The following is a 20,433-nucleotide window of genomic DNA, read 5'->3' as shown; positions in this document are numbered from 1 at the left end:
ATATATGTATGTTTTATGTAATTGTTTTTATTACATTATTCATTAGAATAAAATAAATTAACATCATCAAATTTAACCAAACCTAATTTAAATATATCTAATTTAGATAATTGAAAATAAAAAAGAGCCTATATGTGAATATAGGCTCAAAGCAGTGGCAATGCATAAATTAAAAAAGGGTTTCTATATTTTTAGCTAATTAAATAAAATCGTTTAATTAAGCAACAATCGCTGACACTTTAACGGCATCACTGATTGTTCGGTAGTTCGGAGAAAATTGTTGAACTCCGGCAATAACTTCATCGTAATCAGCTTGAGTACCATCACCTTCAACTTCAAACTGAAATTGGATCTCTTCGAAACCAACCGGAGCTTCTTCAGCTACATTCAAGAACCCACGAAGATCCAAAGCCCCTTTGATGGTCAACTTTACGGACTCTAAACGAATACCGCGGCCGCTAGCGCCTGCAACAAATCCAACCATCATACAGCCAGCCATGCCGCCCAACAGGTAATCTTGTGGCGTAGGGTATGCGTTATTGCCAAGAAGCTCTTCTGGTTCACCCACATCGAAAGTAAAATCTTTAACGATTTCTGTTCCACCGACCTTTTGGTTCAGCGTACGAATTTCGCTATGAACACCGCCTTTCCATTCAGCAACAATGCCGTATTCAGATACCGCTTGTGTTGCATCATCAGTAATAACTTTTGTGTACGCTGATAGGTCTTCTAAGTTAAGGCCATTTAATGGTGCGTTACTCATGTTGAATCCTTATATTATTTCTTATTTCTTATTTTTAATGATTAATGTTCATGTTCATGTTCATGTTCATGTTGTGCCTCCCACATAACGTGAGAGGCTATAAATAATTTAGTTTCGACCCGCCATAACGCCGCCATCGACATTTAGAATCGTACCCGTTACCCAAGATGACTTATTCGATAGTAGATATTCAATCGCATCAGCAACATCGTCTGTAGAACCAATGCGACCAATTGGGTGGAAATCGTTAAAGCCTTGTAGTGCAGATTCAATCTCATCTTCAGCAATGAATGACTTATAAATTGTCGACATCACGACTGCAGGAGCCACAGCGTTTACACGCACACCGTGGTCGCCTAGTTCAATGGCCAAATTTTTTGTCAGCGAATGCAGTGCCGCTTTCTGCATAGAGTAAGCTGAAGAAGGCGTTGCTTTGATTGCTTGATGTGCCCACATAGAACCGATATTTACAATTGCGCCACCGCCGTGTTGTTTCATATTTTTCGCAACGGCTTGTGTAATGAAGAAGAAAGCACGGTTCATATCTAACTGAAGGTCGTAATCTTGCTCAGAATGCTCAAGGAAATCGACAGGTTTGAAGAAACCAGCTGCATTCACCAAGTAGCCAATGTGACGTTTTTCTGCATTTAACTGTTCAATAAAGCTTTGAACAGCAGAAGGGTCGTATAAATCAACCTGAGCAGTTTCAACATGACCATTCGTGGTTGATTCCAGATCCAATTTTGCTTCAGCAAGATTCTGTTTGTCATGAGAAAGAATCATTACAGGCACACCAGACTTAAGCAGTCGCTCTGCAGTTGCTTTACCCATACCAGAAGAACCGCCAACAATTAGTGCAATAGAAGATGTGTTAAACATAATGAAATCCTTAATTTAAAACCTACCTATCAGTAGATAGGTAGGTTATTCAAAAAAATGGAGGAGTAGTAGAGACCATCTCCTCGTCAGTGGGTGTACTTTAAGATCGGATCGGTTTCACGTCAACAACTTTATCTACCTACCGGTAGGTAGATAAAGTTGTTTCTCAAAAAACCTATATTTATCAGAAGCATAATTGACTAAATATTTTTATTAAAAATGAGTATTCGTTTCATGGCAAGTGTCGACAGCGCCACTTAGCGAGTCAATTTCATTACTGATTTTGTCCTATGCTCAGTTTTCAGACATAAAAAAGCGAGGGCTCAGCCTCGCTTTCACAACAACAATCTCTTTTGGGTTACGCTACGTCGTACCTATCTATCGCGCAACGACAATGCCTCTTGTAAAACCCATTGATATTGCCGCGCCATATCAATCTAATCGATAAACTATGACGCCTTCAGAATGTTTAAACAGCTGGCTTTCACCGAACGGATATAATCAGTGTCCTTGAATTGAGACAGTAAAATCCCCCCTTCCAAGGCGACAAAAATTAGCCTCGCCGCTTGAATTGCTTCTAATCCAGAACGAAAGTGTCCGCTCGCAATCCCCTGCTCTATGCTTTTACGGATAAAATCTTCATTGATTTGAACAAATTTAGACAATAGGCTTTCCAAACCATCCGCTAAAAAATAGAAATCAGAAGCATACATACCACATAGGCACAGTTTGTTGTTCTCGCGTACATCAACAAAAATGTCGGCTAATGCTTCAATTTTACCTTCAGCAGAGATGTCTTGACTCTCGATACGCTTTAACGCCGCTTCGTAGTTCACAAGGTAACGCTCAAACACCACTTTCGCTAAATCTTGTTTGGTTTTGAAATGATAATGGATGCTAGCAGTCTTTATTCCAAGCTCGTTTTGAATGTCGCGAAAACTGAAACCATTAAAACCTCGGCTTTGCATATAACTTTCAGCTAAGTCGACGATCTTTTCTGCCGTTGGATTAAGTTCTTTCATATTAATTCCACCTATATTTTAGGGGAATATAGCATAGTTCACAGATCTCGCCTATCTATCAGTAGGTATGGGTATCAAGGGATTGTACAGGTCGAATGTGCAGACAAAAAATAGCCGCTAGTCAGCGTTACTGGCCTTTTCAGTCAGTGGAAGTAAATGCCTTAACGCTCTGTTTTAGCCAACAAAAGCCTAAGTGATTAATGAGAGTTCTGCGTTAGAGATAAGTGTCATCCCTAAATACAAAAAGCGCCCCAAATAAGTTGGAGCGCTTTTTGTAACTCTTAAAGAAGAGATTACTTAATCACGCCACAGACAATGCGTGCACCACCGCCGCCAAGTTTAGCTGGATGGTCTGAATGGTTGTCACCGCCAGCGTGGATCATCAACGCTCTACCTTTCACGTCATCTAACGTCACTCTTGGCGCCATTACTGGCTGGTCAGCTACACCATGAGCATTGACGTAAAGCGGTGGTAAATCGCCAAGGTGATTATCATCCGTCCAAGGGAAACCATGCTTGCCCGTTTTCTCAGGGTCATAATGTCCGCCAGCCGCTCCACCGAGTATGATTTTTCCATCTTTGGTGAGGCTGTCGCATGAACCATTGGCGTGTACATGGAAGCCATGTGTACCAGCAGGTAAACCTTTCAATTCCGGCGTAAAAACAGCTCCGTATTCACTTGAGCTTATCATTACAGTTCCGGTTGACTGACCCGAGCCAAGATCGATCATTTCAACATTCACTGCTTCAGCAAAAACAGGAGAAGAGATAAGGGCGAGTGCAGCAAGCCATGTTGTTTTGTTCATATTATTACGTCCTTTTTATTGTTATTCGCACACTTTGTTGATTACTGAAGGGATTTCAGCACATTGGATTGACCATAGATCTCGGCAAATTCTTTCAAATTAAGTCCTGCTTTATTACGCAATTCTGGGGAGCACTCCGCTTGGTACAAATCTTTCGCAATACTGATTTCGCGTTTAATCAATGCTCCCATCAAAGCGGTGTTTCCACGTTTGTCTTGCAGGCATGCATTGGCACCCGAATCGAGTAAAAGCCCCACGGTTTCTCTGTTTCCTTGATAAGCGGCCACCATGAGTGCGGTGTAACTTTGGTTATTGCGTTGATCAACGGGGAAGCCTTGAGAAACAAATGCATCGACCACTTCATTGTTACCAATACGAGCGGCATCAAAGAACAACCCAACCAGAGATTGGTATTCCTCTTCCAGTTTGTCGTCAGCAGCCAATAAGCTGAGCGAGAAGATCAAAGAGAAAAAAACGGAGCTGAGTAAAAATACGATTTTCATTTATTCCCCCTAACTAACTTGATTAGAGAATGGCCTACAGGAGCCCTGATTTTCGGGCAGAAAAGAGCAGATAAATCTCCCGCAGGCCAAAACTTTACGTCTTAGATTATTGCTTAATTGTTCGCTTGTGAGAGTTTTTCCACTCGTGACATACTGGTGCCAGTGGCTTTAGCCAAACGCGTTCCATATTGTTTGTCTGCACGATAGAAGTAGCTCACCATCGTCGTTTTGATGCCTTTATCCGTCACCTTATTCAAGTCACCAGCGAGGTTAGCAATCAAATCATTTTTGTCTTGTTCATTCATGCTGCGGTACTGCACACCCGCTTGATAGAAATTTCGTGGATTGCTGATCGCTTTTTGTTGAACCGTACCAACAAGCTTGGTTTCTACGGCTTTGAATTGAACATCTTCTGCTAACTCTATTTTTCGGCTTGGCTCATAGTTCACGGCACCATTAGTTAGCGATGCATTGTTGCTCAACCCATTTTGGTTATGGTTGCTCACCGACACTAACGGTCGGTTAACGGGCAGTTGGAATAAGTTTGCTCCTAAGCGGTAAAGCTGTGTATCGGCGTACGCAAACAAACGGCCTTGCAGTAAACGGTCTTCAGACGGCTCGATACCAGGAATCAGATTCGAAGGCGAAAATGCCGACTGTTCAGTGTCTAGAAAGAAGTTTTCAGGTAGACGGTTCAACGTCATAGTGCCGACTTTTTGATCTTTCACATTCAGCCATACTTTGGTTGCATCCAGCCCGTTGTAGTCAAGCTTGCTCAACGCCTCCGGAGACAAGACCTTCACGTAAAGATCCCACTTAGGGTAATTACGTCGGCCAATTTCGGCGTAAAGGTCATTGGTAAGATGGTTAAAATCTTTACCTTGCATCTCAGTGACTTGATCAGGACGAAGGCTTTTGATGCCTTGCTGGCTCTTCCATTGGAACTTCACATAGTTCACATCGCCTTGCTTATTGATCCACTTATATGCATGAACCCCGAAGCCATCCATGGTCCGATAACTCGCTGGCGTACCTAAATTGCTGTACACCCAAGTCAGCATGTTGGTCGCACCCGGCTCACTGCTAAAGAAGTCGAAGAATCGGTTTGGATCCTGAACGTTGGTGACTGGAGACGGTTTTAGAGAGTGCACCATATCCGGAAACTTAATCGAATCACGAATAAAGAACACAGGCAGATTATTCCCTACCAGATCCCAGTTACCCTGTTCAGTATAAAATTTGGTGGCGAAACCACGCGGGTCGCGAAGTGTTTCTGGTGATCCTTTAGAGTGAATAACGGTCGAAAAACGAACGAAAACAGGAGTCACCTTACCTTTATTAGTAAAAGGGTCGGAAACCGTTAAATCACTAAAATTACCAGAAGCGACGAATTCACCATGTGCGCCCGTACCACGAGCATGAACAACACGCTCAGGAATACGTTCTCTGGCAAAACGCTGCAATTTTTGGATCAGATGGACGTCTTGCAGTAATACACTGCCATTCTCACCTGCTGTTATGGAGTTTTGGTTATCACCTACTGGTGCACCGTTGTCTCTTGTCAGGGTTTGAGCCTGTAGAGATGTGCTGGCTAAGCCAACTGTAATTAATAAAAAGCTTTTTGACATCTGCATGGTTGCTCTCCAATGCGTGCTAACCATTAAACCAGTCGAGTGGTTAATGGATATTCAAAAGCTCTTTTCTGCCCACCAAGAATATAACTTCAATGTTTACATTTGTTTAATGGGAAATAACGATAGATTCAATAGGTGAAAACGATGGAGTGATTAAGTTGGTTCGAATAGAGAAAAATAACAGCCCAAATACTCGCGATTTCTAATCCCTTTCAAAGGTTGACGTTGAAAGGTTAGCCACAAACTGTCACGCCGTTTTATCAATGAGACGAATGATAATAATAAGGAGTGAATGGTTTAGAGAGGGTATGAGTGGGAATATACGTGAAAGTAAAAAAGCCTCCACATACTGGAGGCTCTATCTATATTAACAACAACTAATCGCTATACTTGCTTTGGTTGAAGTTCTTTACCTTCGACCTCTTTTATATCAAATCGTTGCTTTAACTCTTTCTCGATGCTTTCTAAACTGCGGTTTGCTGTCTCTGGAAGGATTTTGATGGCAAACCAAACTTGGCCAAGCAGGATAATCGCGAACATGATGAACAGTGCCGATGTTCCAAATGATTCTCTAAAAGCTGGTGTAAATGAGTTCAAGATAACACCTTGAATCCAGATTGCTGCCGTTGTTATTGAGACCGCGCGGCCACGGACTGAAGTTGGTAAAATCTCAGCTGAAATCGTGAACTTCAGAGGGCCTAAACCGAGTGCTGTGAAGGCAACAAAGAACGCCATTAAGCCAACTATCAACATAGGTGGAGTATCAGGTCTGTCGAAGAATATTGCCAAACCAATCAGGCAAGTGAAACAACCAAGTGCAGAGGTTATTAGCATTTTTCTGCGACCCACTTTATCGATGAATACCATTGATAAAGAGGTAAATATAACGCTTACTAAGCAGATCCAACCAAAACCTCCCAGTGCAGAACCTTGGTTGCCCATTATCTCTTCTAGCATTACAGGGCCGTAGTACATCACAACAGTTACGCCAGACCACTCTGACCATATTGCTAGTAATACACCCGTCATCAAGCCGAAACGCATCACCGGATTTTTGACTAATTGTTTATATGATCCTGCTTTCTCTGAGCGAATTACCTGACGACATTCAATAATCGCTTCTTCTGCTTCACCCTTGGTTAAGAACTTTCTCAGAATGTTAGCCGCTTCTTTTTCTCTAGCTTTAGATATCAACCAACGAGGTGATTCCGGAAAAAATGCTACCAAACCAAGGAAAATAACTGCAGGCAAAAATTCAACAGAGAACATGCCACGCCAGTTTTCAGTAATAAAGAAATGGTCAAGGTAATGACCCGTAACAACGGCAGCCTGGCTGTAGTTAACAATCAATGTGTTGGTGATCACTGAGCAAGTTAAACCGATCACAATTGCCACTTGAAATAGATTACTGAGTTTTCCTCTATGCCTTGCTGGAGCTACTTCTGCAATGTACATCGGGCAAACCACGGTCGCGATACCGATGCCAAAGCCACCAATGATACGTGCCCAGATCAGTAAGTTGAATGAGTCTGCGTACATGCAGCCAAGAACCGATACGATAGCTAGTAAAGCACCTAGCATCAGAGGTTTTTTACGCCCAGCATAGTCAGCAATAGGACCTGCGATTATGCTACCAAATAAGCACCCCACAAGCGCTGATGATACATACCAGCCTTGTTGTAAGGTCGATAATTCGAACTGTTGTGTGATTTGCGTGATCGTGCCGCCAATAACAATGGTGTCCATTCCAAATAGGAACCCACCAATCGTTGCCGCAGCGCAAATGAATGTTAAAAAGAACATCTTCTTATTGTTTTCGCTAAGAATCATTTGATCTCTCCATGAGAATTGTAGGGTACATGGGACGCTGTTCTAGTGCGTCTGGATTACGTAGTCTGCGTTTGATTCGTATTGTTTTATTTTTAACGCATTGACTAGATCCACGCGCTCGGTTTTATCGAGCGCCTCTTTTTTCGACTTTCCACCAGCTAGGTGTCTTGATATTAATCGCTCTCTGAGTACTTCTTCACTCGCTGTGAGAAAGATCTTCAAGTCAATTAAATCGCTGACTGGTCGCCAGTCTTCGTCGATTGAGTAGATGTAATTGCCCTCGAGTAAAATAATTTGAGTGTCTGGCTCAATTAAAAAACCTTCTGCAATGGGATCGTGTAACTCACGACAGTATTTCGGCCAAAAGAATGCGTCAGTGTTTGGCGTCACCGCTTTGGAAAGCAAATGTGCTAATGAGGTTACATCAAATGTTTCGATGCTACCTTTGACTGACGTCAGTCCTTTCTCTTTCAGTACCGAATTGGGGTAGTGAAAGCCGTCCATTGGACAAAGTTGGGCTTTAAATCCTAACTGTGACAGTCCAGACAGCAGGGATTCAGACAATGTTGATTTACCCGTCGCTGGAGCACCAGAGATACCGATGACAAGAATTTGTTTCCCAGACTCTTGGTAGGTGTTGGCGACCAGTTGAGGAACGCTTGCAATGTCATCAACCGTTAACGAATGTGTTTTAGCCATGATCTGGTTCCTAATTCGGTACATGATAATGCCGCTATGTGACTAGCTTTCTTCAGAGAGTCACGGAAATCTTGACTCTCTGAGTAGTAATGGCAAAAAGCCCCATGGAATATATCTCCAGCACCTAGCGTATCGATAGCATCCACTTTAGGTGCAGGGATTAACCCGCTACCGGACTCATCACTATAAAAAACACCTTTGTCGCCCAGCGTCATTGCCCACTTTTTGATCCCGTGTTGGTCGCAAAGTACCTGCATTTTGTCTTTGTCACCATTGGTGAATTCCTCTGAAACAATAGGAATAGTACAGAGAGATAAAAACTGTTCGCTGTGCGATTTCCAAGTACCAGCGTCTAACACAATATCCCCAGTAAACTCAGCCAAAGCTTGTACGTTTGCGCTAACAAACGGATGCTCATATTGATCAAGTAATACGAGCTTTGCATTATCTAGCCACTTCGGGTCTAAACTCATCACCTTTTCGCAATCGGGCTGACTGGCGTTGACGATGAGCCTAGATGCCGTTTGCTTTGCAGAGATAATGTTCGATAGTGGTAGCTGGTATTCATCGTCTAAACTTAAATCCACAACCGAAATTTCGTGTTCATTAAGCTCTGCTGTCACTATCGATTTATAGAGGTGCTCTTTACCTAAACATGTCCAAAGGTGTACATCAGAGCCTAATGCGTTGCATGCAATGGCAGCATTGAGTGCAGACCCACCACCACCAATAAAATCAGCAATTGCATTCACCTTTTTATCAGGATCAGGCATCACTTCAACAAAGCTCATCAAATCAATCGTGCTTCTGCCTATAAATACACAATTTCCCATACGTAGAACTCCTTTGAATTACAGCTCACCGCTAGCGTAGCGTGCAGCCATATCATCCATAGAAATTGGTGTAATCTTGTCACCGTGACCAGCACAACCAAATCGTTCAAATCGGTTTAAACAAAGTGCCGTTAGCTCATCCATTCCTGCTAATAGGAACTTACGAGGGTCAAACTCTTGTGGGTTTTTCATCGCTAGTTCTCGGAAGCGACCAGACATCGCCATACGACAATCAGTATCGATATTTACCTTACGAACACCATGTTTGATACCGCGCTCAATTTCTTCGATTGGCACACCATATGTTTGAGGCATTTCACCGCCATTCTCATTGATCATATCTTGAAGGTATTGAGGAACCGATGAGGCACCATGCATAACTAGGTGAGTCGTTGGGAGCTTCGAGTGAATTTCTTCGATAACGTTCATCGCTAAGATATCGCCATCCGGTTTGCGAGTGAACTTGTAAGCACCATGACTTGTACCACAAGCGATAGCTAGTGCGTCAACCTTTGTTCTTTTCACAAAATCAACGGCTTGATCTGGGTCTGTTAGCAGCTGGCTCTTTTCAAGGATACCAACAGCACCAACGCCATCTTCAGCTTCAGCTTCACCAGTTTCTAAAGAGCCAATACAACCCAACTCACCTTCAACTGAAGCACCTACCCAGTGCGCAGATTGAGCGATACGAGAAGTAATATCTACATTGTAATCGTAGCTGCTTGGTGTTGAAGCATCACGCTCCAATGAGCCATCCATCATTACCGATGTAAAACCGTGGCGAATTGCTGACAAGCATGTTTCTTCGCTATTGCCATGATCTTGGTGAAGAACGATTGGTGTTTTCGGGAACATTTCAGCGAGAGCACAAACCATCTTATAAAGCATCACGTCACCAGCGTAGCTTTTACGAGCATTGATGCTCGCCTGCAGAATGACACCTGAATTACATTTTGCTGCAGCGCGAACAATAGCAAGTCCTTGCTCCATGTTGCTGATGTTGAATGCTGGAACTGCGTAACCATTTTCTGCTGCGTGATCCAGTAATTGTCTTAGTGTAACGATAGCCATTTTCTTCTCCAAAGTGATTTAATTGTTTCTTGCAATTAAACTTACTTAATTTAATTGCAAGAAACAATTAAATAGAATTTAGAATGTGAAAAGGATCGTGTTTTTGTTTTGAGGATCGTTATTTGAGTGGGATAAAAAGGACTTTTTTTAAGGGAATATTTTTTGAGGGACAAAAAAGCCCAGCAATAAGCTGGGCTAAAAAGAAGAAGGAGAAAGCTGAATCAGTTACTCAGCAACACTTTTCATACCAAATGTTTTTAGTGTCTCAATTCTTGCATTACCGTTCTTAGCGTATACATAGAGACCTACACTATCTTCATCAGAGAAGATGTTATTGGTCATCACAGTACGGCCGCCATCGGTAAAGATTTCAACAGAAATACTGTCCATAAAGATACGGATGTTTGCTCGATCTTTACTCGCACACTCTAGTGGACATGTTCTACGTAAGGCTGAACGACTGCCCGATTGAGTACGATCAAAAGCCAGTTCGCCTTTCTTTAAATCCAACTCAATCAGTGTTTTCTGCTCACCTTTACTGCGAATTTCAAATACAACGCTGTCACAATCGCTAGCAGCTAGGTCAATGTCCGCAATGATTTCACAGTGAACATTATCACCAGCTTCAAATGCGAATTTTTCACCATCGTTTAACTGGAGCTCTGTATGTCTTTTTGGAGAATGGCGCAATTTTTCAACTTCTTGCACAGGCGTGAACTTCAGTTTCCCATCGTGACATAAAGAGACTTCTCGGGCCAAAGTGATACTACCGTACCAACCCAGTTCACTGGTATCGTAAGTGCCATCACACCATGGCATGAATGGCCATGAACCGATCCAAGCTTGAATGAGAGTGCGCCCATTTTCATCATCGAACACTTGTGGTGCGTAGTAGTCAAAGCCCCAATCTAGAGAACCCATCGTAGACCAATGGAACTTACCAGTTCGGTAATCAAGGTCACCAACAAGGTAAACTACTTGACGCTGTTGCATACCCATAGGTGAATACATAAGGACGTGTTTGTCACCCAATTTGAAGATATTTGGGCACTCAAGCATTGTCCCGAGTTCGCCCATACTCTCTACACAATAACCTACGAATTCCCAATCGGTTAAATTGTCTGATTTGTGAAGGCAGACTTTACCGAATCCATTGGTCTCGTAGTTTGATGGGTTAATTAGATCGCTCACGCCATCTGTTACACCAGTCACCATGTACCATGAGCCTTCATGCTTCCAAACCTTTGGATCGCGGAAGTCATGTAGGTTAATTCCCTCTGGTGGATCAGATAAGATTGGGTTCCCGTCATATTTGTCAAAGTTAACTCCATCAGTCGACGTTGCCATACATTGAACTTGGCGAGCTTGTGCACATCCCGTATAGAAAAGAGTCATCACACCATCGTTATTCACAGCACTACCCGTGAAGATACCTCCGCCATCCCAGCCGTCATATTCTTCGCTTGGTGCTAAAGCTTCTGGCAGTGTTTCCCAGTGAATGAGATCTTCGCTGACTGCATGTCCCCAGTGCATGGTTCCCCACTTGCCAGTAAAAGGATGATGTTGATAGAAAAGGTGGTATTTACCCTGATATTGAATCAGTCCATGCGGGTCATTAATCCAGCCTACCGGTGCTTGGTAATGGTAATGTTCACGCCAATGGTGCTGCTTAACCGTATCTTTATGCTCAGCGATGTATTCTTCAACTTGATCAATAATTGCCTGATGCTTCTTCTTATCGAATACCACAAGGACCTCCAATGTTATCGAAATATATTTAATTGCAACCTGCAATCAAATATATTTCATTTAATTGCAGCTAACAAATATAGTATGATGAACTTGAGATTGCGCTCACATAAGTAAAGTAGACTCAATTTCTAACTATATGATTTTATTGAAACTTAACTTTTTCTATATATTGTGTAGATCCATTGGAACGTTATTGCAGATCAAATTGGTCAGGAGAACTATGAATAAGCCTATGAGAAGCGGACTGGGCGTTTCGTTAGATGATGTACAAAATCATAATAAGCGCGTCATTCTTAATGCACTTCACAATAGTGGTAGTTGCTCCAGAAAAGAGATCAGCCAATTGGTTGGACTTGACCAAGCGACGGTAACTAGAGCGATAAAACCTCTAATAGAACAAGGACTTATTGTTGAAACTGGTGTGCGAAAAGCGGCACGTGGTCGAAGCTCTATTTATTTGGGGTTCAATACCCAACATCTACGAATTGTGTCCGTTCGAATACAGCGTACTAACTTCTCAATTGATACCTACGATCTCAATGGTGTTTCGCTAACCAGCATAGTCAAACCAATTAATACTGATAATAGCCCAGAAGAGCTGATCGAGTATTTGACCAAGCAAGTGAGCGATGTTCTGAATGAGCAGGAAGGTGATATTTTAGGGATCTCGGTTGCGATGCCCGGCCCATTCTTAGAGCAAGATAATAAAATTATACTGATGACCGACGCAAAAAATTGGCAAGATGTTGATTTTATTTCCCACATGCGAGAGCAATTTCCAGACTATCCAATCTATGCAGGCCATGATGCAAAATTGGCTGCACTCGCGGTTTGGCGCCAGCTACAAAGCACTTATGAAGCAAGCGTTTTACTGTATGTATCTCTTGGGCAGGGTGTAGGTTCAGGCCTCGTGATTGAAGGGCAGGTTTATCACGGTAGTTTAGGGACGGCTGGAGAGATTGGTCACACATCAATCAATTTTCAAGGGCCGCAATGTAAGTGTGGCAATCTAGGTTGCCTTGAGCTGTATAGCTCAACAACGGCCTTGGTTGAACGTTACAAGGAAGAGGCCTCATTAGCATCCGCGGACTTTGAAATGGTAGTAAATGCATTTCATGACAGAGAATCTGCTGCGATAAACGCGGTTGATTACTTAGCTAAGTGCTTAGCACATGGATTAGTAAACAATATTAACCAATTAAACCCTGATTTAGTGGTAATTGGTGATGAACTGACGCAATTAGGGGCTGATTTCTTAAATCGTGTAAAGGAATACACATTTCGTTTATTACTTCCGGATCTGGCAAGCAATATCGAACTGGTTCTTGATGAAAGTGATGAAGATTTGGTTCATAAAGGAAATTATCACAACGTGATGTCAAATGAGCTACTTTTGCCTTTAGCACATCTAGGGATTAAAGCCACCAACACACCTGAAAGTTCTAAATAAAGTTAGCTAACACAAACCAAAAAAATAGCCGCTAATCAGCGGCTATTTTTAGTTATCTAAACGAAGCTTCTATTACTTCTTTGTTTCTTCAACCACGGCTTTCATCAATACTGATGTATCCATGCGGCCTTGTCCTTCAGCAGACAATGCCTTGTAAGCGTTGTTAGTCTTTTCAGTCAACGGAAGTTGGATGCCTTGACGTTCTGCTTCATCTAGGCAGAAACCTAAATCTTTGATCATCCAATCAATTGCGAAGCCGAAATCGAACTTGTCTTGCGCCATTGTGGTAGCACGGTTTTCCATCTGCCATGAACCTGCTGCGCCGTTTTTAAGGCAATCAACCAGAGTTGGGATATCCAAACCTGATTTTTCAGCAAGTACCAAGCCTTCAGATAAGCCGTTCAATACACCCGCGATGCAGATCTGGTTAACCATTTTTGCGCGTTGGCCTTGGCCGACTTTACCCATCAGAACTGACGATTTACCGTAAGCTTCGAATACAGGTTGAAGGTCGTTGAATAGCTCTTGCTCACCACCACACATGATAGTTAGCACGCCGTTTTCTGCGCCTGCTTGGCCACCAGATACTGGTGCATCCATAAAGCGAACACCTGATTGCTTCGCAGCCACTTCAAGCTCTTCAGACAGGATTGCAGACGTTGTTGTGTGGTCGACAAGAATCGCGTTTGGCTTCATTGCAGCCAGTGCGCCTGTTTCGCTGGTTGTCATGCTGCGCACGTCGTCATCGTTACCCACACAAACCAATACCACGTCGGCTTCTGCGACACACTCAGCCACAGATTCTGCCGCTTTACCTTGGTGTTTATCAGCCCAGTCTAGCGCTTTGCTGTGAGTGCGGTTAAATACCGTTACTTCGAAACCAGCTTTGACTAGGTGACCTGCCATTGGGAAGCCCATAACGCCTAGCCCGATAAAACTTACTTTCATTTCTTTCTCCTTTTATTTGACCAAGTCATCGCTATGAAAAGATCGAACACTCTCAATCAGTGCATCAATAAGCAAGGTCAAAGCCTTTGGCTGATATTTTCTTTCTTTGTACACTAAATACGCTTGGCGATCACCCCGATGATACTCAGGGAGCACTTGAATCAGATTGATCTCTCGGGATACATGACGAAAAGGCAATGAAGCAAGCCCCAAGCCTTTTTGCGCCGCGGCCGCCACCGCATGAATATCGTTGACGATTAACTTGGGTTTAATCGTGATCATCTGCTCTAAGCGGTCGGATTTGTAGAGCGGCATATCAAACACATCATCGACATTAATCCAATCTTGCAGCTCCAAATCGTCCGGCTTTTCTATTGTTTCACGCGAATCCAAATATTCTTGGCTCGCGAAAAATCCGTGTTTGGCCTTGAAAAGCGGTCGAGCAATCATGCCTTCCATGTCCGAGATCTTAAACGTGATCAGTAAGTCACGATCGGTCTGCGGAATAAGCTGCTGCTGGCTCAGAGTTAGGTCGAGATGAACGTTTGGATATTGAGTGAGGAATTGCTCTACTGTCGACCCTAGAAAGCCACTATAGAAGTTGTGAGGCACTGCGAGCTTAATCTTACCTTGGATAGCATCACGCTCTTCCAACAAGCTATTAAAGCCTTGATGGATAGATTCCATGCCACTGCTCAGTGCAGCAAAGGCCGCTTCACCATCTTTGGTGGCCACCAGCTCACGACCTTTTTTTTCTAAAAGTCGGATATTGAGGCGCTCTTCCAATGCAGTTAATCGACGCGACATAGTCGACACTGGCAGTTGCAGCCGTTTCGAAGCCGATAGCAAAGAGCCCTCTTCAACCACTGCACAGAATAAGAACAGATCATCAATGTTTCCAAATATGGAATTCATACTTCTATATGTGCCTATTTTTCTCATTAATGGATAGGAGTAACCTTATCTCATCAACAACAGAAAATCACGGGAGAAACATAATATGAACAACAAACAATTTTGGGTAACCGCGATTTTATCCTCCCTGACCATGGCGACCATCATGTCTGGGTTAATTTCTGGCTACAAAATGGGGTTCAGCCACGAATGGCCGCCAATCTGGATGCAAAGCTTTTTCATTGCTTGGCCGTGTGCCATCGTGCTCAACCTCACCGTGCTCCCTTTGATCAGAAAACTCTCTGCATGGATTTGTCGCCCGAGAACGCTTTGCGAACCTGAGATCACGGAACGATGATCAAGGGTTAATGTTCAGGAGCTATGTTCTAGACAATATCATTAAGAGGCTGCGACCAAAGAGATGCGTTCAAAAAACGCTGTTCATGGATAAACGCCTGAATTACGCCCATAAAAAAACCGAGCACTAGGCTCGGTTTTTTAATAACTGTTGTTACTGTAAAGATTACAGCTCAGCGTTGTGGTAAACCTGCTGAACATCATCACAGTCGTCAAGCATGTCTAAGAACTTCTGGAACTTCTCAGAATCTTCTTCAGCTACTGGCGTAGTCGTTTGAGGAACAAAAGTGATTTCCTCAACGTCTAGAGTTAGCTCTGGGAACGCAGTGTTTAGTGCTGTCTTCGTTTTGAAGAACTCAGTAGTTGGAGCGAATACAGTGATAACACCGTCTTCTAGCTCAACGTCAGTCACGTCTACGTCTTCCATCATTAGCGTTTCTAGGATGATCTCGTCATCTTCGCCTTTGAACTGGAATACAGCTTGGTGAGCGAACATGTGAGAAACAGTACCTTCAACACCGATTTTCGCGCCAGTCTTAACGAAACATTGGCGAACGTCTTGGAAAGTACGGTTGCCGTTGTCAGTTAGACAGTCAACGATTACGCTTGTGCCACCTGGGCCAAAACCTTCGTAACGAGCTGGTTGGAAGTCTTCACCGCCGCCGCCGTTCGCTTTATCGATCGCTTTGTCGATAACGTGAGCGGGTACTTGGTCTTTCTTCGCTTTAGCAATCAGGTGCTTAAGAGGTAGGTTCATGTCTGGGTCAGAGCTGCCGTTCTTAGCCAGTACGTAAATCTCTTTACCGTATTTAGAATAAACTTTAATTTTTGCGCCTGCAGTTTTCGCCATTGAGGCCTTGCGCACTTCAAAACTTCTTCCCATCGGGATCTTCTCTCTGATTCAATTAACGGTGCAAATTCTAGCAAATTACTGTGTCATTTCAATTCTACAGCACTGCTGGGCAAGGTTTGTCTGCGTTTATGCGACACCCATTACCCGTTTGTATTTTTCTACAGACTGTTCAAACCACACCTTTTCATCTGGGTCACCTAGCTTCATTGCTTCTTCAACAATGGCTTCAGGGCCACATTTCGCTTGCTTCAGTTTCCATACAAGAAACGATGCTTGCTTATCCAGTTCGATTCTATTTTTCTCGCTGGGTGGAAGGAGTGAAAGGTTGATAGACATTGCTAGCCTTCGTCTGTAATACACTTGGCCGAGAAATATATCATAGAGCAGCCTCATAAAACCAATACTATGAGTAACAGAAAGGGTTTATGAGACCCGAAACCAAGCAAGTCGCTGATGCAGGTCAAGCTAGTTTGAGAGAAGTGACGCCCCATGATGCGAAAGTATTGCTTATTCGACTCACCTAATGAGCCGAATAATGAGTTAATCACATCACAAAGGCGAAAGAGTGATTTCTAATCTATGAAACTACTCACTCACCGCGAATACATCGCAGCGTGAGGCGCAGATGAAATCATTTTTATGTAGGCCTTTAATTGAGTGGCTCCACCAAGTGACGGTGACTTTGCCCCACTCCAATAAGATCGAAGGATGGTGGAACTCTTCTTCTGCCAACTCTGACACTTTGTTGCTGAATGCCCATGCTTGCTTGTAATTCTTAAACTTAAACACCTTCTCAAGCTGTGGGATGCCGTCTCTTTCCATGATCTGCCAATCTGACAACTCCAATAGTAAAGATTGTTGCTCATCTTTACTTAAGGCAATCGCGTCGATACTGCAGGCTTCGCATTTTAATTCATTCAACATGTGTCGGTTCCTTGGGTTCAAAAAGTGGTGGTAGTAACCCCGCCTCAATCGCGAGATCAGCTTGCTGTAATAGGTTTTCCTGACTGATTTTGAAGAGCTCAGATAGCTCGTCGATCACGTAATATTTCGGCTGCATGATGTCGATGCGATAAGGCGTTCTTAAAACCGTTTGCAGATCGAACCGCTCGCGAACGGCCAAATCCCCTCCCAACGCATACATGGTTTCCGCCGGAGACGAAAGAATGCCACCGCCATAGATTTTCAATTGTTGGCCTTCTTTTACTAAACCGAACTCGACCGTAAACCAATACAAACGGGCAAGGTAAGCGCGCTGTTTGGATGTCGCGGCTTGGCCTAGTTTTCCATAATGCTCAGTGAATGCTGCGAAATCAGCATTAGTGAGCATGGCACAGTGACCAAAAATTTCATGAAAGAAATCAGGTTCTTGTAAGTAATCGAACTCGTCTCGCGTTCTCAAAAATGTCGCGACGGGGAATTTCTTATTCGCGAGCAAATCAAAGAAACGGTCGAAATCGATTAACGCAGGCACAGGCTGAACCTGCCAACCTGTTGTTTCCTTTAGCACTTTGTTTATCTCTGGAAGCTGGGGAACTCTGTCTAATGGCAGATCCAGCAGGGTCAAACCGTGCAAATAGGCATCACAAGCGCGGTCACTAATGACGTCCAGTTGCCTTTTCACCAAGTCGTGCCAAATGGCATCTTCTTCGAGGCTCCACTCAACCCATCCCTCTTGGCTCACGGGCTTAGAATGATATTGAGTCATTACACACCTCCTTTCGAATGTCTCACTTTAAGCCTATCTCCACTCCTTATATCCGCCAATTTACACGACTTTTCGAAACAGGCGATCGTGTAACATTTTATTTACACAATTCCGCCCCCCCCTTATTTTGCTGATCTTTTGACTTTGTAAAACCTAAATACCAGACTGAAATCGTTAACTTTTTGTTAAAGGTAAAGGAATGCACGAAAGCAATAAGCCAATTTGGCAGCCAAGCGAGCAGCGTATCGCCGATGCCAACTTAACCCGATTTATCAACAACCTTAATCTGTCTGACTTAAACCGAGATAGAGACATACAAAGCTACGCAGATCTCCATCAATGGTCGGTGGATCAGCCGGAGTCGTTTTGGCAAAACGTGTGGCAGTTTTGTGGCGTGGTTGGCTCGCAAGGGGATGACATCAAAACGCAAGGTGAGATCCGCTGGCAGCAGCCTAAATCGAATCGTGATGCAATTTGGTTTCCGAATGCACAAGTAAACTACGCTGAGAACTTGCTGCGTTTGGCACACACCATGCCTCATGAGCTTGCGATTTGGTTTGAGAATGAACGTGGCGAACAACAGAGTTATACATGGAAAACCCTGTGTGAAGCGGTCTCTAGCGTTCAGCAATGGCTTGTCGATAGCGGAGTGAAGCAAGGTGATGTGGTTGCCGCGTATACGCCCTATCTGCCACAAACCGTAATAGCGATGCTGGCAACCACCAGCTTGGGCGCGATTTGGACATCGACCTCGCCTGATTTTGGTGTCGAGAGTGTGATTGAACGATTTGGCCAAGTGAAACCCAAGGTGCTGTTCACCTGTGATGGCTATACCTTCAATGGCAAAACGTTCGATATGACGGACAAGAACCGTGAAATCATCGAGCACTTAACCGAGCTAAAACAGGTGTGTCAGATCGGTTACTTGGGAAGGAATGACTTTGAAAATGATGTGTCGATTCGAAGCTGGCACAACATGATCAATCATTATCAGCCACAACCTGTACGATTTGTGCGTGTCAGCTTCAATGAACCATTGTTTGTACTCTACTCTTCCGGCACAACAGGCAAGCCAAAGTGTATTGTTCACTCGGTTGGTGGCACCACCATCAACCACCTAAAAGAGCATCAGCTTCATTGCGATGTTAAGCCAAACGACCGCGTGTTCTACTACACCACTTGTGGTTGGATGATGTGGAACTGGCACGTCTCTGCGCTTGCCAGCGGCGCTTGTTTAGTGATCTTTGATGGTAGTCCGGTTTACCCGCAACCCAATGTTCTATGGGATTTGGCGCAGCGAGCTGACGTATCGACATTTGGCACCTCAGCTAAGTATCTAGAAGCGATCGAGAAGGCAGAGCTCTCGCCATTAGAAAACCACTCTCTGCCTCATTTAAGAACACTGTGCTCAACAGGTTCTGTGCTTTACCCAGAGCAATTTGATTACGTTTACAAACACATCAAACAAGACCTGCATTTAGCATCCATTTCTGGCGGCACGGATATTTGTGGCTGTTTTGTGTTGGGTAACCCTATCTCGCCAGTGTATCGCGGTGAGTGCCAACAGGCAGGGCTTGGCGTCGACATCAAGGTATTCAATTCAACGGGCCATAAAGTCGAGCACGAACGTGGTGAACTGGTGTGTACCAATTCCCTCCCCAATTTCCCAGTTGGCTTCTGGAATGACACCGGAGAGCGCTATCACAGCACTTATTGGGACAGGTTCGATAATGTGTGGCATCACGGTGACGAGGTCGCGCAGAGTCTGCATGGCGGCTATCTGTTCTATGGGCGAGGCGACACCACACTCAACCCTGGTGGTGTGCGTATTGGTACTGCTGAGATCTACCAACAAGTGAACACCATTGAGGGCATCATAGATTCCATCGCCGTCGGTAAAGATGTCGACCGCAATGAGCAAATTTGGTTGTTCGTTCAACTGCAGCAAGGTGTAGCTCTAAATGAAACGCTATTGGCCGCCATTAAGCACAAGCTCAAATCATCTTGCTCGCCAAGGCATGTGCCGAGCCAGGTTTTTGCGATCAGTGACGTGCCAAAAACACGCTCAGGAAAACTGGTAGAACTGGCGGTGAAGCAGGTCGTGAATGGCAAGGATGTAGAAAACCTCGGGGCTATCGCTAACGCCGAGGTTTTGGAAGAGATAAAGCGTGTAGTTTCGCTTTAGTGTTAAGACCTAGAAGAGCGTGAGTGAGAAGCGCCCCTCCACGGATAATGAAGTGACGCTGTGGAGGTTTTTTTGATCTTAGTATTCGATGTTTTTAGGTAGAGTAGTCAGGATATGTCTGTCACTTTTTAACTCTAGCTTTAAGCCGTTCCAACAGACTGCTCGAACTCATTTCGGCCCCGTAGTGTTTTATTCAGTAGCCAAATTGGCAATGTTCTTTAGTTACTTTTTCTTATGTTGCTTGTA

At 43.8% G+C, this 20,433-nt stretch carries 20 protein-coding genes; 3 read left to right on the top strand and 17 right to left on the bottom strand.

Annotation, left to right across the window (positions count from 1 at the left end; translation table 11 throughout):
* Positions 1 to 217: 217 nt before the first annotated feature.
* From CWO13_RS03185 to CWO13_RS03135, 11 genes are all read right to left on the bottom strand, one after another.
* On the bottom strand, positions 218 to 763 hold the full coding sequence (locus CWO13_RS03185; protein WP_017106464.1) for an OsmC family protein: 546 nt from the start codon (positions 761 to 763) through the stop codon (positions 218 to 220).
* A 108-nt stretch (positions 764 to 871) separates the two neighbouring features.
* Positions 872 to 1,642, bottom strand: coding sequence for an SDR family NAD(P)-dependent oxidoreductase (locus tag CWO13_RS03180; RefSeq protein ID WP_102285520.1), 771 nt, complete (start codon positions 1,640 to 1,642; stop codon positions 872 to 874).
* A 449-nt stretch (positions 1,643 to 2,091) separates the two neighbouring features.
* Positions 2,092 to 2,664, bottom strand: a complete 573-nt coding sequence (locus tag CWO13_RS03175) for a TetR/AcrR family transcriptional regulator (protein WP_107898584.1) — start codon at positions 2,662 to 2,664, stop codon at positions 2,092 to 2,094.
* A gap of 293 nt (positions 2,665 to 2,957) precedes the next feature.
* Positions 2,958 to 3,470 (bottom strand): superoxide dismutase family protein, encoded by a 513-nt coding sequence (gene sodC / locus CWO13_RS03170; RefSeq protein WP_107898583.1) that lies wholly within the window; start codon positions 3,468 to 3,470, stop codon positions 2,958 to 2,960.
* A gap of 41 nt (positions 3,471 to 3,511) precedes the next feature.
* Complete coding sequence (locus CWO13_RS03165) at positions 3,512 to 3,973, bottom strand: ankyrin repeat domain-containing protein (protein ID WP_107898582.1); 462 nt, start codon at positions 3,971 to 3,973, stop codon at positions 3,512 to 3,514.
* Between the two features lie 113 nt (positions 3,974 to 4,086).
* Positions 4,087 to 5,607: a catalase gene (locus tag CWO13_RS03160; protein ID WP_170960789.1), complete on the bottom strand. Its 1,521-nt coding sequence runs from the start codon at positions 5,605 to 5,607 to the stop codon at positions 4,087 to 4,089.
* 384 nt (positions 5,608 to 5,991) lie between these two features.
* On the bottom strand, positions 5,992 to 7,437 hold the full coding sequence (locus tag CWO13_RS03155; protein WP_048660558.1) for a sugar porter family MFS transporter: 1,446 nt from the start codon (positions 7,435 to 7,437) through the stop codon (positions 5,992 to 5,994).
* Positions 7,438 to 7,479: 42 nt separating this feature from the next.
* The gene (locus CWO13_RS03150; protein ID WP_102432310.1) at positions 7,480 to 8,136 is read right to left on the bottom strand and encodes a hypothetical protein; all 657 of its coding nucleotides are present in this window, start codon (positions 8,134 to 8,136) and stop codon (positions 7,480 to 7,482) included.
* Positions 8,115 to 8,969: a PfkB family carbohydrate kinase gene (locus CWO13_RS03145; RefSeq protein WP_107898580.1), complete on the bottom strand. Its 855-nt coding sequence runs from the start codon at positions 8,967 to 8,969 to the stop codon at positions 8,115 to 8,117. Before CWO13_RS03145 ends, CWO13_RS03150 begins: the two co-directional genes overlap by 22 nt.
* An 18-nt stretch (positions 8,970 to 8,987) precedes the next feature.
* Positions 8,988 to 10,040 carry a class II fructose-bisphosphate aldolase gene (fba, locus tag CWO13_RS03140; RefSeq protein WP_048660554.1) on the bottom strand — a complete coding sequence of 351 codons (1,053 nt, stop codon included), beginning with the start codon at positions 10,038 to 10,040 and terminating at the stop codon, positions 8,988 to 8,990.
* 225 nt (positions 10,041 to 10,265) lie between these two features.
* On the bottom strand, positions 10,266 to 11,789 hold the full coding sequence (locus CWO13_RS03135; RefSeq protein WP_057622708.1) for a glycoside hydrolase family 32 protein: 1,524 nt from the start codon (positions 11,787 to 11,789) through the stop codon (positions 10,266 to 10,268).
* 223 nt (positions 11,790 to 12,012) lie between these two features.
* Between CWO13_RS03135 and CWO13_RS03130 the strand changes: the two genes are divergently transcribed.
* A complete protein-coding gene (locus CWO13_RS03130) occupies positions 12,013 to 13,242 on the top strand; it encodes an ROK family transcriptional regulator (protein WP_107898579.1) in 1,230 nt (409 codons plus the stop codon).
* Positions 13,243 to 13,314: 72 nt separating this feature from the next.
* On the opposite strand, the gene CWO13_RS03125 is transcribed toward CWO13_RS03130, so the two are convergent.
* Entirely contained in the window at positions 13,315 to 14,190 is an 876-nt protein-coding gene (locus CWO13_RS03125; RefSeq protein WP_102431578.1) for an NAD(P)-dependent oxidoreductase, read from the bottom strand.
* Positions 14,191 to 14,202: 12 nt separating this feature from the next.
* Positions 14,203 to 15,105 carry a LysR family transcriptional regulator gene (locus tag CWO13_RS03120; protein ID WP_108082525.1) on the bottom strand — a complete coding sequence of 301 codons (903 nt, stop codon included), beginning with the start codon at positions 15,103 to 15,105 and terminating at the stop codon, positions 14,203 to 14,205.
* A gap of 85 nt (positions 15,106 to 15,190) precedes the next feature.
* Here CWO13_RS03120 and CWO13_RS03115 point away from each other — a divergent pair, with 85 nt between their 5' ends.
* On the top strand, positions 15,191 to 15,442 hold the full coding sequence (locus CWO13_RS03115; protein ID WP_057622702.1) for a DUF2798 domain-containing protein: 252 nt from the start codon (positions 15,191 to 15,193) through the stop codon (positions 15,440 to 15,442).
* A 165-nt stretch (positions 15,443 to 15,607) separates the two neighbouring features.
* On the opposite strand, the gene CWO13_RS03110 is transcribed toward CWO13_RS03115, so the two are convergent.
* From CWO13_RS03110 to phhA, 4 genes are all read right to left on the bottom strand, one after another.
* Complete coding sequence (locus tag CWO13_RS03110; RefSeq protein ID WP_017057670.1) at positions 15,608 to 16,324, bottom strand: YebC/PmpR family DNA-binding transcriptional regulator; 717 nt, start codon at positions 16,322 to 16,324, stop codon at positions 15,608 to 15,610.
* A gap of 96 nt (positions 16,325 to 16,420) precedes the next feature.
* A complete protein-coding gene (locus tag CWO13_RS03105; RefSeq protein WP_102431580.1) occupies positions 16,421 to 16,630 on the bottom strand; it encodes a DUF3283 family protein in 210 nt (69 codons plus the stop codon).
* Positions 16,631 to 16,879: 249 nt separating this feature from the next.
* The gene (locus CWO13_RS03100; protein ID WP_108082524.1) at positions 16,880 to 17,218 is read right to left on the bottom strand and encodes a 4a-hydroxytetrahydrobiopterin dehydratase; all 339 of its coding nucleotides are present in this window, start codon (positions 17,216 to 17,218) and stop codon (positions 16,880 to 16,882) included.
* Entirely contained in the window at positions 17,208 to 18,002 is a 795-nt protein-coding gene (phhA, locus tag CWO13_RS03095) for a phenylalanine 4-monooxygenase (RefSeq protein WP_108082523.1), read from the bottom strand. The genes CWO13_RS03100 and phhA overlap by 11 nt, the downstream gene beginning before the upstream one ends.
* 199 nt (positions 18,003 to 18,201) lie before the next feature.
* Between phhA and CWO13_RS03090 the strand changes: the two genes are divergently transcribed.
* Entirely contained in the window at positions 18,202 to 20,187 is a 1,986-nt protein-coding gene (locus tag CWO13_RS03090) for an acetoacetate--CoA ligase (protein WP_108082522.1), read from the top strand.
* Positions 20,188 to 20,433: the final 246 nt, after the last annotated feature.

The organism is Vibrio sp. ZF 223 (assembly GCF_003050585.1).
Taxonomy (GTDB): Bacteria; Pseudomonadota; Gammaproteobacteria; order Enterobacterales; family Vibrionaceae; genus Vibrio; species Vibrio crassostreae.
The sequence above is the reverse complement of the archived record's forward strand: the minus strand, read 5'-3'. Positions and strand labels throughout refer to the sequence as shown.

Coding starts and splice junctions, on each gene's coding strand:
- CWO13_RS03185 (WP_017106464.1), bottom strand. CDS start 763: ATGAGTAACGCACCATTAAATGGCCTTAACTTAGAAGACCTATCAGCG.
- CWO13_RS03180 (WP_102285520.1), bottom strand. CDS start 1,642: ATGTTTAACACATCTTCTATTGCACTAATTGTTGGCGGTTCTTCTGGT.
- CWO13_RS03175 (WP_107898584.1), bottom strand. CDS start 2,664: ATGAAAGAACTTAATCCAACGGCAGAAAAGATCGTCGACTTAGCTGAA.
- sodC (WP_107898583.1), bottom strand. CDS start 3,470: ATGAACAAAACAACATGGCTTGCTGCACTCGCCCTTATCTCTTCTCCT.
- CWO13_RS03165 (WP_107898582.1), bottom strand. CDS start 3,973: ATGAAAATCGTATTTTTACTCAGCTCCGTTTTTTTCTCTTTGATCTTC.
- CWO13_RS03160 (WP_170960789.1), bottom strand. CDS start 5,607: ATGCAGATGTCAAAAAGCTTTTTATTAATTACAGTTGGCTTAGCCAGC.
- CWO13_RS03155 (WP_048660558.1), bottom strand. CDS start 7,437: ATGATTCTTAGCGAAAACAATAAGAAGATGTTCTTTTTAACATTCATT.
- CWO13_RS03150 (WP_102432310.1), bottom strand. CDS start 8,136: ATGGCTAAAACACATTCGTTAACGGTTGATGACATTGCAAGCGTTCCT.
- CWO13_RS03145 (WP_107898580.1), bottom strand. CDS start 8,969: ATGGGAAATTGTGTATTTATAGGCAGAAGCACGATTGATTTGATGAGC.
- fba (WP_048660554.1), bottom strand. CDS start 10,040: ATGGCTATCGTTACACTAAGACAATTACTGGATCACGCAGCAGAAAAT.
- CWO13_RS03130 (WP_107898579.1), top strand. CDS start 12,013: ATGAATAAGCCTATGAGAAGCGGACTGGGCGTTTCGTTAGATGATGTA.
- CWO13_RS03125 (WP_102431578.1), bottom strand. CDS start 14,190: ATGAAAGTAAGTTTTATCGGGCTAGGCGTTATGGGCTTCCCAATGGCA.
- CWO13_RS03120 (WP_108082525.1), bottom strand. CDS start 15,105: ATGAATTCCATATTTGGAAACATTGATGATCTGTTCTTATTCTGTGCA.
- CWO13_RS03115 (WP_057622702.1), top strand. CDS start 15,191: ATGAACAACAAACAATTTTGGGTAACCGCGATTTTATCCTCCCTGACC.
- CWO13_RS03110 (WP_017057670.1), bottom strand. CDS start 16,324: ATGGGAAGAAGTTTTGAAGTGCGCAAGGCCTCAATGGCGAAAACTGCA.
- CWO13_RS03105 (WP_102431580.1), bottom strand. CDS start 16,630: ATGTCTATCAACCTTTCACTCCTTCCACCCAGCGAGAAAAATAGAATC.
- CWO13_RS03100 (WP_108082524.1), bottom strand. CDS start 17,218: ATGTTGAATGAATTAAAATGCGAAGCCTGCAGTATCGACGCGATTGCC.
- phhA (WP_108082523.1), bottom strand. CDS start 18,002: ATGACTCAATATCATTCTAAGCCCGTGAGCCAAGAGGGATGGGTTGAG.
- CWO13_RS03090 (WP_108082522.1), top strand. CDS start 18,202: ATGCACGAAAGCAATAAGCCAATTTGGCAGCCAAGCGAGCAGCGTATC.